At 63.2% G+C, this 12,174-nt stretch carries 13 protein-coding genes; 10 read left to right on the top strand and 3 right to left on the bottom strand.

Translation table 11 applies throughout. The features are described from left to right. Positions 1 to 318: 318 nt before the first annotated feature. Positions 319 to 2,217 (bottom strand): glutathione-regulated potassium-efflux system protein KefC, encoded by a 1,899-nt coding sequence (gene kefC, locus ACSQ22_RS26045; protein ID WP_436131946.1) that lies wholly within the window; start codon positions 2,215 to 2,217, stop codon positions 319 to 321. Positions 2,218 to 2,487: 270 nt separating this feature from the next. On the opposite strand from kefC, the gene ACSQ22_RS26040 reads away from it, so the two are divergent. The 4 genes from ACSQ22_RS26040 (at position 2,488) to ACSQ22_RS26025 (ending at position 5,546) form a co-directional block, all read left to right on the top strand. Beyond that, positions 2,488 to 3,126 (top strand): LysE family translocator, encoded by a 639-nt coding sequence (locus ACSQ22_RS26040; RefSeq protein WP_218301847.1) that lies wholly within the window; start codon positions 2,488 to 2,490, stop codon positions 3,124 to 3,126. Positions 3,127 to 3,234: 108 nt separating this feature from the next. Continuing rightward, entirely contained in the window at positions 3,235 to 3,855 is a 621-nt protein-coding gene (locus ACSQ22_RS26035; RefSeq protein ID WP_055398577.1) for a ParA family protein, read from the top strand. A 96-nt stretch (positions 3,856 to 3,951) separates the two neighbouring features. Further along, a complete protein-coding gene (locus ACSQ22_RS26030; protein ID WP_056066019.1) occupies positions 3,952 to 4,416 on the top strand; it encodes a MaoC family dehydratase in 465 nt (154 codons plus the stop codon). 185 nt (positions 4,417 to 4,601) lie between these two features. Continuing rightward, a complete protein-coding gene (locus tag ACSQ22_RS26025) occupies positions 4,602 to 5,546 on the top strand; it encodes a LysR family transcriptional regulator (protein WP_436131945.1) in 945 nt (314 codons plus the stop codon). 49 nt (positions 5,547 to 5,595) lie between these two features. On the opposite strand, the gene ACSQ22_RS26020 is transcribed toward ACSQ22_RS26025, so the two are convergent. Beyond that, positions 5,596 to 6,123 carry a tRNA (cytidine(34)-2'-O)-methyltransferase gene (locus tag ACSQ22_RS26020; RefSeq protein WP_055398580.1) on the bottom strand — a complete coding sequence of 176 codons (528 nt, stop codon included), beginning with the start codon at positions 6,121 to 6,123 and terminating at the stop codon, positions 5,596 to 5,598. Positions 6,124 to 6,208: 85 nt separating this feature from the next. After that, positions 6,209 to 6,931 (bottom strand): ComF family protein, encoded by a 723-nt coding sequence (locus ACSQ22_RS26015; protein ID WP_436131944.1) that lies wholly within the window; start codon positions 6,929 to 6,931, stop codon positions 6,209 to 6,211. Between the two features lie 23 nt (positions 6,932 to 6,954). On the opposite strand from ACSQ22_RS26015, the gene ACSQ22_RS26010 reads away from it, so the two are divergent. The 6 genes from ACSQ22_RS26010 (at position 6,955) to ACSQ22_RS25985 (ending at position 12,150) form a co-directional block, all read left to right on the top strand. Continuing rightward, on the top strand, positions 6,955 to 7,860 hold the full coding sequence (locus ACSQ22_RS26010; protein WP_436131943.1) for a biotin synthase: 906 nt from the start codon (positions 6,955 to 6,957) through the stop codon (positions 7,858 to 7,860). Positions 7,861 to 8,011: 151 nt separating this feature from the next. After that, positions 8,012 to 8,488, top strand: coding sequence for a DUF2244 domain-containing protein (locus ACSQ22_RS26005; protein WP_121420957.1), 477 nt, complete (start codon positions 8,012 to 8,014; stop codon positions 8,486 to 8,488). A 59-nt stretch (positions 8,489 to 8,547) separates the two neighbouring features. Continuing rightward, on the top strand, positions 8,548 to 9,717 hold the full coding sequence (gene coxB, locus ACSQ22_RS26000; RefSeq protein ID WP_055398584.1) for a cytochrome c oxidase subunit II: 1,170 nt from the start codon (positions 8,548 to 8,550) through the stop codon (positions 9,715 to 9,717). A gap of 30 nt (positions 9,718 to 9,747) precedes the next feature. Further along, positions 9,748 to 11,379 carry a cytochrome c oxidase subunit I gene (gene ctaD, locus ACSQ22_RS25995; RefSeq protein ID WP_055398585.1) on the top strand — a complete coding sequence of 544 codons (1,632 nt, stop codon included), beginning with the start codon at positions 9,748 to 9,750 and terminating at the stop codon, positions 11,377 to 11,379. A gap of 11 nt (positions 11,380 to 11,390) precedes the next feature. After that, on the top strand, positions 11,391 to 11,501 hold the full coding sequence (locus tag ACSQ22_RS25990) for a cytochrome oxidase small assembly protein (protein ID WP_212742253.1): 111 nt from the start codon (positions 11,391 to 11,393) through the stop codon (positions 11,499 to 11,501). A 13-nt stretch (positions 11,502 to 11,514) separates the two neighbouring features. Next, on the top strand, positions 11,515 to 12,150 hold the full coding sequence (locus ACSQ22_RS25985; protein WP_121505569.1) for a cytochrome c oxidase assembly protein: 636 nt from the start codon (positions 11,515 to 11,517) through the stop codon (positions 12,148 to 12,150). Positions 12,151 to 12,174 lie beyond the last annotated feature (24 nt).

Below are 12,174 nucleotides of genomic sequence, written 5' to 3'. Positions count from 1 at the left end.
TAGCGGAAGTTGCGACATGCCCCAGAAGCAAATCTTGCGGTGCTTGACGTCTAGGCATTGACCTAGCGATTAGGCATGGTGCGCTGGATGTCAGTAGGCCAGCACCGATGCGTCAGTTTGTGTGTCGCGAAAAGAAATCGCGCCAACTGGATGGCGCGAAAGCGATTTGTAACTGGCGCGAAAGCGGTTTGCGCGCCACTTTGTTGAGCTGGTCACCCCTGCAGATGCGCTTTCTGGAGCCCTCCGCACCGCATGAGATCTTTTTGCTATTAAATGTATAGCTAAAAGGTCATGATGGTCGAGCGGAGAAATCTATTTTCAATCCAATTTTTGGATAGAGGTAGCCCCCTCCCCATCCTCGGCCCCTTCCGCCCCGCCATACCCTGGGTACGCTCCTCCCGCCGCGTTCAACGCCGCACTTTCCTGCCGCTCCCGCGCCATCTGCTCCGCAAACTGGTTGCGCCCTTCTCGCGCCACGGCGATGAACTTGGCGCGGTCCTTGTGGTGCGGGTACATGCGGTCGGCCAGCGCGATGTTGTGGGTGCGAAAGCGCTGGGTGATGGCGGTGGCTTGCGCGGGTGGCAGGCCCATCAGCTCCAGCACGGTGTGGGCGCTTTGCAGGCTGGACTCGAACAGCTCGCGCTGCACGAGCGTCACGCCCAGGTCGCGCAGCTTGTTCCAGTGCGTCACATCGCGCGCACGGGCCACGATCTGCAGCTGGGGGAAGTGTTCGCGCGCGAGCTTGGCGATCTTGAGGGATTGATCCGCATCGTCTACGGCAATCACGAGGATGCGCGCATGTTCGGCCCCGGCGATGCGCAGCAGGTCGAGCCGCGTGGCGTCGCCGTAGAACACGCGGTAGCCGAAGGTGCGGGCCACTTCCAGCATGTCCACGCTGTGGTCCAGCACGGTGGTGGGGATGCCCTGGGCCAGCAGCACGCGCGAGACGATCTGCCCATAGCGGCCGAAGCCCGCGATGATGATGGGCGCCTCTTGGGGTTCGGAGATTTCTTCGGCCTGGGGCTTGGCGGTCTTGAGCTGGGCGTAGCGGCGCAGCAGCAGCTTGTCGAGCAGCACCAGCAGCAGCGGGCTGATCAGCATCGACAGCGCCACTGCGCCGATGAGCAGCGACGCGGTCTCGGCCGGGAAGACGCTGGCACCGGCTGCGGCCTGGAACACTACAAAAGCAAACTCGCCGCCCTGGGCCAGCAGCAGGGTGAATACCGGGCGCTCCTGGTAGGGGATGCCGACGACCTTGGCCAGGGTGTAAATGACGATGGCCTTGGCAGCGAGAAAACCGACCAGGATGGCGGCCATGAGGCCGGGCGAGCGCAGGATCACGCCAAAGTCGATGCTCATGCCCACGGCGATGAAGAACAGGCCGAGCAGCAAGCCCTTGAAGGGCTCGATGTCGGCTTCGAGCTCGCGCCGGTATTCACTGTCGGCCAGCAGCACACCAGCGAGGAAGGCGCCCAGCGCCATCGACAGGCCCACCAGCACCATCAGGTAGGCAATGCCCACCACCAACAGCAGCGCGGCGGCCGTGAAGATCTCGGGGGTGTTGCTCTTGGCGATCCAGCGCAGCACGGGGCGCAGCAGCAGGCGCCCGCCGAGGATGATGGCGGCGATCACCCCGACGATCTTGAGCACCTCCAGCACCATCTCGCCCGGTGTGTGGCCCGCGCCTTCGCCAGCGGCTGCGCCCAGCACGGGCAGCAGGGCCAGGATGGGGATGGCCGCCACGTCCTGGAACAGCAGGATGGAGAAGCCCGCCTGCCCGCTTTGCGTGCGCATCAGGTTGCGCTCGGCCAGCACCTGCAGCGCAATCGCCGTGGACGACAGCGCCAGGCCCAGCGCCCCCACCAAGCTCACGCGCCAGGGCAGGCCCGCTAGCGCGCCCAGCGCAAACAGCACAGCCGCGCAGCCCAGCACCTGGGCCGTGCCGGTGCCGAAGATGGGGCGGCGTAGCGCCCACAGGCGGCTGGGTTGCAGCTCCAGCCCGACCAGGAAGAGCATGAGCACCACGCCAAACTCGGCAAAGTGCAGAATGTCCTGTACGTTGCTCACCAGCCCCAGGCCCCACGGCCCGATGGCAATGCCCGCCGCCAGGTAGCCAATGATGGCGCCCAGGCCCAGCGCCTTGGCAATGGGCACAGCCAGCACGGCGGCGGTGAGGTACAGAAAACCGTAGGTGAGCCAGGTGGGGGCGTGTTCCATGGAGGCGCGGCAGTAGTGGTGGCGTTGGGAGGGGCGTCGCAGGGGTGCGGACAGGCGGGGGTGCGGACAGGCGGGGGTGGGCGTGTCAGGATTCTGGCATTGCCGTAGCGATGCGGGGGTGCGCGTGGCATGCCATTGAAATGCTTCTATTTTGATAGCTGGTAGCGCTTTATGGTCAAGCGCTAGCAGGCATTTTTATCTAGATCATGGCAGCGACACGGGGGCGTTGTTAAGATGCTCGCCCTTCTTCGCACACGGGCTTGGTGATTCATGGACTTTCAGACTTGGCTGGCTTTTTTTGCGGCATCGTGCCTGATTGCGGTGTCGCCGGGCTCGGGGGCCGTGTTGTCGATGAGCCATGGGCTGTCGTACGGCGTACGCAAGACGGGCGCCACCATCCTGGGCCTGCAGCTGGGCCTGTTGCTGATTTTGCTGATTGCCGGGGCGGGCGTGGGTTCGCTGCTGCTGGCGTCCGAGGTGGCTTTCAGCGTGGTGAAAGTGCTGGGCGCCTGTTATCTGATCTATGTGGGCTTTGCGCAGTGGCGTGCCGGGGACAAATCGCCGGTGCAGGGCGATGAATCAGAGTCGGCCGGCACCTGGCAAAAACGCTGCCTCACGGGTTTTTTGACCAACGCCACCAACCCCAAGGGCATCATCTTCATGGTGGCGGTGCTGCCCCAGTTCATGACCGACACGCGCCCACTGTGGACGCAGCTGGTGGTGATGGCCGCCACCACGGTGACGGTGGACGTGGTGGTGATGCACGGCTACGCTGCAGGGGCCAGCGCGCTGCGCCGCCTGATGCGCAGCGCGCGTGCGGTGCGGGCGCAAAACCGTGTGTTTGGCGGCTTGCTGATGGCGGTGGGCGCCGGGCTGTTCTTCGTCAAGCGCGGCGGGCAGCACGCTTGATAGGATGGTTGTGCTTCGATTTTAATAGCTGCTTGCGCTTGCCTATAAAGCGCTAGAGGCTGATTTGGCTTGGTTTTTCATGGATACGCAGATTCCAAGGAGGTTGTCATGCCAGTAGTTGTTGTCGCCAACCCGAAGGGTGGTGTGGGCAAGTCCACACTGTCCACCAACATCGCGGGCTACTACGCCAGCCAGGGGCATCCCGTGATCCTGGGCGACACCGACCGGCAGGAATCCGCCAAGCTCTGGCTGGGCCTGCGCCCGCCAGCCGCGCGCCCCATTGGCGCCTGGGATGGCATCAACTCGGACGTGATCAGCCGCCCGCCCAAGGGCACCACGCACGCGGTGCTCGACACCCCTGCCGGGCTGCACGGCTGGCGGCTGAACGATGTGCTCAAGCTGGCCGACAAGATCATCGTGCCGCTGCAGCCCAGCGTGTTCGACATCTTTGCCACGCGCAGTTTTCTGGACCAGCTGGCCGAGCACCGCCGCGCTGAAGGGGTGCAGATCGGCATCGTGGGCATGCGCGTGGACGCCCGCACCAAGGCCGCCGAGCAGCTGCACCATTTTGTGGACAGCCTGGGCTTCCCGGTGCTGGGCTACCTGCGCGATACGCAGAACTACATCCACCTGGCGGCGCATGGCCTCACGCTGTTTGACGTGGCGCCCGGCCGCGTGGCGCGCGACCTGGAGCAGTGGCAAGGCATCTGTGCATGGCTCAATTCTTGAAGGACAGCGTGAAGCAGAACGTACAACCAGCCCCTCGGGAAAACACCTGTCACCCGGCAGACAAGGCGCGCCTGGGTGCGGGGCTACATTGCGACGATGAAAATCTTCCGCTCTTATTCCGAAGTCAGCGCCTGCGTGGGCCAGGAGGTCGCCGTGACCGACTGGATCACCATCACGCAGGAACAGGTCAACCTGTTTGCCCAGGCCACGGGCGACCACCAGTGGATCCATGTGGACCCCGAGCGTGCCAAGGCCGGGCCGTTTGGCGCGCCCATTGCGCATGGGTTTCTCACGCTGTCGCTGATCCCGCAGTTTTTCGAGACGGGCCTGACCATCGAGGGTGCGCGCATGGGCGTGAACTACGGGCTGAACAAGGTGCGCTTCACGGCACCGGTGCCGGTGGGCAGCCGCCTGCGCGCGCGCCTCACCTTGCAGGCTGCCGAGCCCGTGGCGCCCGATGGCATGCAGATGACCTGGCTGGTGACGGTGGAACGCGAGGGCAGCGACAAGCCGGTGTGCGTGGCCGAGTCTTTGGCGCGCAATTTCGGCGCTCCGGCGTAGCAGGACAACCCCCTGAGCGGCTGCGCCGCTTCCCCCTTCTCTCGAATGGCTGCGCCATTCGGGAAGGGAGACACCGCCAGCGCGGCGGGGCGGCCCTTGCGCGGCGGTCGCTGGCCTGGATCCAGCGTGTTCCACGGACTGTGTTCTCGTTAGATGCTCGTGTTTTTGGGCAGGAGGTCTGAACCATGGACCGCCTGCAAGCCATGAAAATTTTCGAGCGTGTGGTGGAGGAGGGCGGCTTTGCCGCCGCCGCCCGCGCCATGGATATGTCACCCCCTGTGGTCACCCGCATGGTGGCCGAGCTGGAGCAGCATCTGGGCACGCGGCTGCTGCAGCGCACTACCCGCAAGCTGGCGCTCACTGACGCGGGTGATGCCTATCTGCAGCGCGTACGCACCATCCTGCACGAGATCGACGACGCCGAAGCGGCAGCGGCGGCCAACACGCGCGATCTGCGCGGCACCATCCGCATCGTTGCGGCGCCGGTGCTGGCGACCAACTTTCTGGCGCCCATGGTGGCGCTGTGGCATGCGGAATTCCCCAAGCTGTTGCTTGACATCGACCTGGACGCCTATGCTTCGGCGAGGGTGGATGAATATGATGTGACCATCATGGTGGCGGGCGAGGATTTTGATGCCAACATCGTGGCACGCCCCCTGTTGAAGGGGGAGGCGATTGTTGTTGCATCACCCGACTACCTGGAGCGCAAGGGCATTCCGCGCGAGCCGCAAGACCTGCTGCAACACGACTATCTGCGCGACTCCGGCATGGCCGCGCGAGCACAGTTGGGGCCAGCGCGCAAGCTGCGCCTGCAATCGCTCAATGGCAGCATGCCCGCGCAAGAGGTCGATGTGCCGGCAGTGCTGCAGTCGGTCAGCACCGAGCTGCTTCTGCGCGCGGCGGTAGACGGCGCGGGGGTGGCCGTCACATCGCGCCTGCTGGCCGAGGAACACCTGGCCCGTGGCGAACTGGTGCACATCCTGCCTGCGTGGATTTTTTCGCGCTACACCATCTATGCCGCGCTGCCGTCCGGCCGCATGCTGCCCGCGCGTACCAAGGTGTTTCTGGACTTTCTCAGCGAGCAGGTGCCCCTGGCCGTGGCGGAGCAACGCGGGCAGCAGTCCAAGTAACCCAAGGCCATCGGCCAAGGTGGCGCACCCACCAACTATCAGCCAGGCATCAACCCAGCTGCGCAAATCCGCTGATGATGGTGCCCTCTGGCTCCACGGCGATTTCGCCGTCGGGCATCGCAAAACTGTTCTGGCGCCAGGCTTCGAACACCGTCACAGCCACGGCGTTGGACAAATTCAGGCTGCGCTGGCCCGCCACCATGGGCAGGCGCAGGCGTTGCGCGGGCGGAAAACTCTCGCGCAGTTCGGGCGGAAGCCCCCGCGTTTCAGCGCCAAACACCATCCAGTCGCCCGGCAGGAAGCAGGTGGAATGCACGGGCTGCGAGCCGTGCGTGGTCATCGCGAACATGCGGGTCGGGTCTGGTTGGGTATCCCGCAGGAAGGCGGTCCAGCCTGCATGCACTTGCACCTGGGCGTATTCGTGATAGTCCAGCCCCGCACGGCGCATCTGGCGGTCTTCCATCGAGAACCCGAGCGGCTCGATAAGGTGCAGAGTGCACCCCGTGTTGGCCGCCAGGCGAATCACATTCCCCGTGTTGGGCGGTATCTCGGGTTCGACGAGGACGATATGGAACATGCCGCCAATTGTCATCGCTGGACGTGTGAGTTGAGCAACCGCTCGTAATCAAAAGTATCCCGCTGGTACTTCGAGGTTGCGGGGCTCAGTCGAGCCCCGTGCGCGCCAGGACGGCGGCGGTGACATGCGTCACGCCTGCCTCGCGCAGCGCCAGGGTGGCCGCCTGCAGCGTGGCACCGGTGGTCAAAACGTCATCGATCAGCACCACTCGCTGGCCGCGCAGGGCTGCCGCGCGGCTGGGTTCAACGGCGAAGGCGCCGCGCAGGTTGCGCAGGCGCTGGGCGCGGGGCAGGCTGCTTTGCGCCTCGGTGGCGTGCAGGCGCAGCAGGGTGTGGAGGTCGGTTTTGGGGCCTACCAGGTGCCTTGCCAGCAGGGCCGACTGGTTGAAGCCCCGCTCGCGCAGGCGTTCGGTGGACAGCGGCACCGGAAGCACGCGGTCGGCCGCTTCCAGCGCCGGTTCCATCCATGGCGTGCTGCGCATCAGTGTGGCCAGCGCCTTGGCCCAGCCCGGATCACCGCGAAACTTGAACTGCGCCAGCGCATCGGCCCAGGGGTAGGCGTAGTCCACTGCGGCAATACAGGCATCAAAGCTGGGCGGGGTCTGGATGCAGGCGCCGCAGACCTCTACCCCTGCGGGCACCCGCAGGGCGCAGCGCTGGCAGCGCGTGGTGGGCTGGGCAAACCGCGCCACGCAGGCGTTGCAGATGCGCTGCGAGGGCCAGGTGTGGCAGAACGCGCACTGGCTGGGCACCTGGTGGGCCCAGGTGTGGAAACGGCGCGAAATCCCTGTCAGGCCCGTAAAAAGCATGAATCAATATACTCGCGCGGCCCATGACGTCCTCCGAGCGCCCCCCCACCATTGATCCCGTTGCTGCGGCCCGCTGGCATGCAGCAGCCCCCGCCGTATCTCCCTGGCTTCATGAAGAAGTGGCCCGCCGCATGGAGGACCGCTTGCAATGGATTCGCCAGGCCCCTGAATCGTGGTGCCATTGGGACGCCGTGCGTGGCGGCCTGCAGGCGCATGCGCTGGTGAGTGCACGCTATCCCAAAGCGCGTTGTCAGATTTACGAAACGGCAGCCCATTGCGAGGACTCTGCCCGGCAGGCGCTGGCCAAGCCGTGGTGGAGCCCTGCACGCTGGAGCGCAGGCAACCCCCAGCTGGGTATGCCAGCAGATGCGAGTGTGCAGATGCTGTGGGCCAACATGGCGCTGCACACGGCAGCCGACCCGCAGGCGCTGATCGCGCAATGGCACCGTGCCCTGGCGGTGGATGGCTACCTGATGTTCTCGTGCCTGGGGCCCGACACCCTGCGTGAACTGCATGCGGTGTATGCCGAGCTGGGCTGGCCCCCGGCCGGGCATGCCTTCACCGACATGCACGATTGGGGTGACATGCTGGTGCACGCCGGTTTTGCCGAACCGGTGATGGACATGGAGCGCATCACGCTCACGTTTGCCACGCCCGAGCGGCTGGTTCAAGAGCTGCGCGAGCTGGGTTGCAATCTGCACCCTGATCGCTTTCCCTCATTGCGCGGTCGGCGCTGGCGCGAGAAGCTCTACCAAGTGCTGTTCGACCGGTTGGCAGATCCGCAACAAGGTGGTCAGTTGGCACTGACTTTCGAAATCATTTATGGCCATGCCTTCAAGCCCGCGCCTCGGGTGCGCGTCAGTTCCAGCAGCGCTGTGTCGCTGCAGGACATGCGCACCATGTTGCGCCAGGGCGGCAAAGAGAACTAGCCTGTAACGGCGTGTCAATGACATGGAACAAGGCACGCTACAATTCCGGGTTATTGAGATTTCGGGCATCTTCCCGCGCAACTTTGCGGGCTGCGCCTGTCTTGCCTTGGGCATGACAGGCACCCAGCTGGCAGTCTTGTGAGCACTTCTGGTGACGGGCTTGGTTTTTCGTTTTGCCACGGTGTCGGGTCAACGCATTGACTGGCGTCTCGTTCGCAACTGTTCGGTCACGCCGGTGCAGTTGGGCTGGATGTATCTGTCCTTGTGTGTGGTGTCCCTGGGTATCGCAACGTGCTTCTGGATACTCGGTGCCCGCCTGGTCATGCCCTTTGCGTGGCTGGAGATGGTGGCGGTAGGAATTGCATTCGCCATGTACGGTCGCCATGCGGCGGATGGCGAGAGGATTTCGCTGCAGGGTTCGCGCCTTGTGGTGGAACTGGAGACAGCAGGCAAGCTGGAGCGCGCCGAGTTTGACCGGAGTTGGGTTCGCGTAGAGCCCAAGTCTGGGGACCGTTCGCTGATCATGCTGTCTGCGCAGGGCCGAACGGTCGAAGTGGGGCGCTTCATGCGCCCCGAACTTCGACCGGCTCTGGCATCGGAGATCCGCATGGCCTTGCGCGCAGCCTGACCCCACGCAGGCGCGCGAAAGGGATTGGTTAAATTGAGGCTTAGAAGTAAGTGAGAACTATGAAGAGCATTTCCAACAAGCTGGCTTCTCTGCTGCTGATTGCCGGTGCATGGGTGGGCTCCGCAGCCCATGCCGTTCAGGACCTGCCTGGCGGCCCTGCAGTCAACCAGCTGAACCTGCATCCCCCGGTCACCAAGATCGCAGAAGAGCAACATTTTCTGCACTGGATGATGCTGATCATCTGCACGGTGATCTTTGTTGCAGTGTTCTCCGTGATGTTCTACTCGATTTGGAAACACCGCCGTTCCAAGGGCGCCAAGTCGGCCAATTTCCATGAATCCGTGACGGTGGAAGTGGTCTGGACCATTGTTCCGTTCATCATCGTGATCCTGATGGCCCTGCCTGCCACCAAGGTGCTGGTGGCCCAGAAGGACACCACCAACGCCGACCTCACCATCAAGACCACGGGCTACCAGTGGAAGTGGGGTTATGACTACATCACCGGCGAGGGCGAGGGTCTGGCCTTCATCTCCACGCTGGACAGCAGCCACCGCGTGATGTCTGACAGCGGCAATGTCAAGGATGCGCCGACCGACTACCTGCTCAAGGTGGACAACCCGATGGTGGTACCGGTGGGCAAGAAGATCCGCATCATTACGACGGCCAACGACGTGATCCACGCCTTCATGGTGCCCGCCTTCGGCATCAAGCAGGATGCGATCCCTGGCTTTGTACGCGACACCTGGTTCCGCGCCGAGAAGATTGGCGATTACTACGGCCAGTGCGCCGAGCTGTGCGGCAAGGAGCACGCTTACATGCCCATCCATGTGAAGGTCGTGTCTGCTGAGGACTACACCGCCTGGGTGGCTGATCAGAAGAAGAAGGCTGCTGCCAAGCTGGACGACCCCACCAAGGTCTGGGCGCTGGACGACATCATGAAGCGTGGCGAGAAGGTGTATGCCGCCAACTGTGCGGCCTGCCACCAGGCCAACGGCAAGGGCGCTGGCCCCATCAAGCCATTGGACGGTTCGGCCATCGTGCTGGACGCGGACCATGTCAAGCAGATCCAGGTTCTGCTCAAGGGCGCAGCCAATGGTGCCATGCCTGCATGGGCGCAACTGAGCGATACCGATATCGCAGCCGTTGCCACCTACACCAAGAATTCGTGGTCCAACAAGACCGGCCAGCTGGTGCAGCCTGCTGAAATCGTGGCCCAGCGCGGCAAGTAATCAGCGCCCTAACGTATTGAGGAATCCAAGATGAGTGCAGTTCTCGACAACCACGGGCATGCGGGCGACCACGCACACGACGACCATGGACACCATGGTCCCACCGGCTGGCGCCGCTGGGTGTATGCCACCAACCACAAGGACATCGGTACCCTGTACCTGCTGTTTGCCTTCGCCATGCTTATGGTGGGCGGCGTCCTGGCGCTGTTGATTCGCGCCGAGCTGTTCCAGCCCGGCCTTCAGCTGGTGAACCCCGAGCTGTTCAACCAGCTCACCACCATGCACGGTCTGATCATGGTGTTCGGCGCCATCATGCCGGCCTTCGTGGGCTTTGCGAACTGGATGATCCCGCTGCAGATCGGCGCATCCGACATGGCTTTTGCCCGCATGAACAACTTCAGCTTCTGGCTGATGATCCCTGCGGCCATCATGCTGGTGGCATCGTTCTTCATGCCCGGTGGCGCTCCTGCTGCGGGCTGGACGCTGTATGCGCCGCTGACGCTGCAGATGGGCCCCTCCATGGATGCCGGCATCTTCGCGATGCACATCCTGGGTGCCTCGTCCATCATGGGCTCGATCAACATCATCGTGACCATCCTGAACATGCGCGCACCCGGCATGACGCTGATGAAGATGCCCATGTTCGCCTGGACCTGGCTCATCACCGCCTACCTGCTGATCGCCGTGATGCCCGTGCTGGCTGGCGCCATCACCATGACGCTGACGGACCGCCACTTCGGCACCAGCTTCTTCAACCCCGCTGGCGGCGGTGACCCGGTGATGTACCAGCACATCTTCTGGTTCTTCGGCCACCCCGAGGTGTACATCATGATCTTGCCGGCCTTCGGCATCATCAGCCAGATCGTGCCTGCATTTGCCCGCAAGAAGCTGTTCGGCTACGCCTCCATGGTGTACGCCACGTCGTCCATCGCCATCCTGTCGTTCATCGTGTGGGCCCACCACATGTTCACGACGGGCATGCCCGTGACGGGCCAGCTCTTCTTCATGTACGCCACCATGCTGATCTCCGTGCCCACGGCCGTGAAGATCTTCAACTGGATCGCCACCATGTGGCGCGGCTCCATGACCTTTGAGACCCCCATGCTGTTTGCGGTGGGCTTCATCTTCGTGTTCACCATGGGTGGTTTCACCGGCCTGATTCTGGCCATGGCTCCCATCGACATCCAGTTGCAAGACACGTACTACGTAGTGGCCCACTTCCACTACGTGCTGGTGGCAGGCTCGCTGTTCTCCATGTTTGCTGGTGTCTACTACTGGCTGCCCAAGTGGACGGGTGTGATGTACTCTGAAACGCGCGGCCAGATCCACTTCTGGGGCTCGTTGATCACGTTCAACATCACCTTCTTCCCCATGCACTTCCTGGGTCTGGCCGGTATGCCCCGTCGCTACGCCGACTACCCCATGCAATTCGCTGACTTCAACGCGATTGCCTCGGTCGGCGCGCTGGGCTTCGGTCTGATGCAGGTCTACTTCTTCCTGGCGGTGATTGTTCCTGCCATGCGTGGCAAGGGTGAAAAGGCAGCTGCTAAGCCTTGGGACGGTGCTGAAGGTCTGGAATGGGAAGTTCCCTCCCCAGCGCCTTTCCACACTTTTGAGAATCCACCCAAGCTGGATGCCACGGCCACCCGTGTGATCGGCTGAGGATCACGACCATGACACCCGAGCAGAAAAAGAGCAACCTGCGGATGGCGCTGATCCTGGCGTCGATTGCGGTGGTGTTCTTCGTCGGGTTCATGGCCAAGGTGTTCTTCCTTTCCCGTTGAGTCCACACCTGCCATGAGCCTGCACCGCGAAAACGCCAAGATGGTCGGCAAGCTGGTCGTGATCGCGGCTGGCATGTTCGCCTTCGGCTATGTGCTGATTCCCATCTACAAGCACATCTGCGAGATGACGGGCATCAACATCCTGTCGCTCTCTGAGCGTCAGGTGCCTGGTAACGGCGTGGCGGGCAAGGATGTCAAGGTTCCTGCCAACACGCAGGTGGACAAGACCCGTACGATCACGGTGGAGTTTGATGCCAACGCGCGGGGTCCCTGGGATTTCAAACCTGCCCAGCGATCGGTGCAGGTGCACCCGGGTGAGCTCACCACGGTGATGTACCAGTTTCAGAACATTCAGAACCGCCGCATGGCTGCGCAGGCCATTCCCAGCTACGCGCCCCGTCAGGCTGCTGCACACTTCAACAAGCTGGAGTGCTTCTGCTTTAACCAGTACACGCTGGAGCCCGGCGAGAAAAAGGAATGGCCGGTGGCGTTTGTGATTGACCCCCGTATTTCGAAGGACGTGACGACCATTACGTTGTCCTACACGTTCTTTGAAGTGGGTGGCAAGACACCCGCAGCACCGCAGTCCACAGCTGCCGTGGATGTATCCCTTCCGGCCATTTCCTCATTGGAAGGGGCTGGATCATGAATACCCCACTGGAGCCGCCCGTGG

It is taken from the genome of Acidovorax sp. LjRoot38 (assembly GCF_964252975.1).
Taxonomy (GTDB): domain Bacteria; phylum Pseudomonadota; class Gammaproteobacteria; order Burkholderiales; family Burkholderiaceae_C; genus Acidovorax; species Acidovorax facilis.
This window is presented reverse-complemented; position numbering and strand designations above follow the sequence as displayed.

What these genes read in the sequence shown, in the direction of transcription:
- ACSQ22_RS26035 (WP_055398577.1), top strand. Translation starts at nt 3,235, where the DNA reads ATGCCAGTAGTTGTTGTCGCCAACCCGAAGGGTGGTGTGGGCAAGTCC.
- ACSQ22_RS26020 (WP_055398580.1), bottom strand. Translation starts at nt 6,123, where the DNA reads ATGTTCCATATCGTCCTCGTCGAACCCGAGATACCGCCCAACACGGGG.
- ACSQ22_RS26040 (WP_218301847.1), top strand. Translation starts at nt 2,488, where the DNA reads ATGGACTTTCAGACTTGGCTGGCTTTTTTTGCGGCATCGTGCCTGATT.
- kefC (WP_436131946.1), bottom strand. Translation starts at nt 2,217, where the DNA reads ATGGAACACGCCCCCACCTGGCTCACCTACGGTTTTCTGTACCTCACC.
- ACSQ22_RS25990 (WP_212742253.1), top strand. Translation starts at nt 11,391, where the DNA reads ATGACACCCGAGCAGAAAAAGAGCAACCTGCGGATGGCGCTGATCCTG.
- ACSQ22_RS26010 (WP_436131943.1), top strand. Translation starts at nt 6,955, where the DNA reads ATGACGTCCTCCGAGCGCCCCCCCACCATTGATCCCGTTGCTGCGGCC.
- ACSQ22_RS26025 (WP_436131945.1), top strand. Translation starts at nt 4,602, where the DNA reads ATGGACCGCCTGCAAGCCATGAAAATTTTCGAGCGTGTGGTGGAGGAG.
- ACSQ22_RS25985 (WP_121505569.1), top strand. Translation starts at nt 11,515, where the DNA reads ATGAGCCTGCACCGCGAAAACGCCAAGATGGTCGGCAAGCTGGTCGTG.
- ACSQ22_RS26015 (WP_436131944.1), bottom strand. Translation starts at nt 6,931, where the DNA reads ATGCTTTTTACGGGCCTGACAGGGATTTCGCGCCGTTTCCACACCTGG.
- ctaD (WP_055398585.1), top strand. Translation starts at nt 9,748, where the DNA reads ATGAGTGCAGTTCTCGACAACCACGGGCATGCGGGCGACCACGCACAC.
- ACSQ22_RS26030 (WP_056066019.1), top strand. Translation starts at nt 3,952, where the DNA reads ATGAAAATCTTCCGCTCTTATTCCGAAGTCAGCGCCTGCGTGGGCCAG.
- coxB (WP_055398584.1), top strand. Translation starts at nt 8,548, where the DNA reads ATGAAGAGCATTTCCAACAAGCTGGCTTCTCTGCTGCTGATTGCCGGT.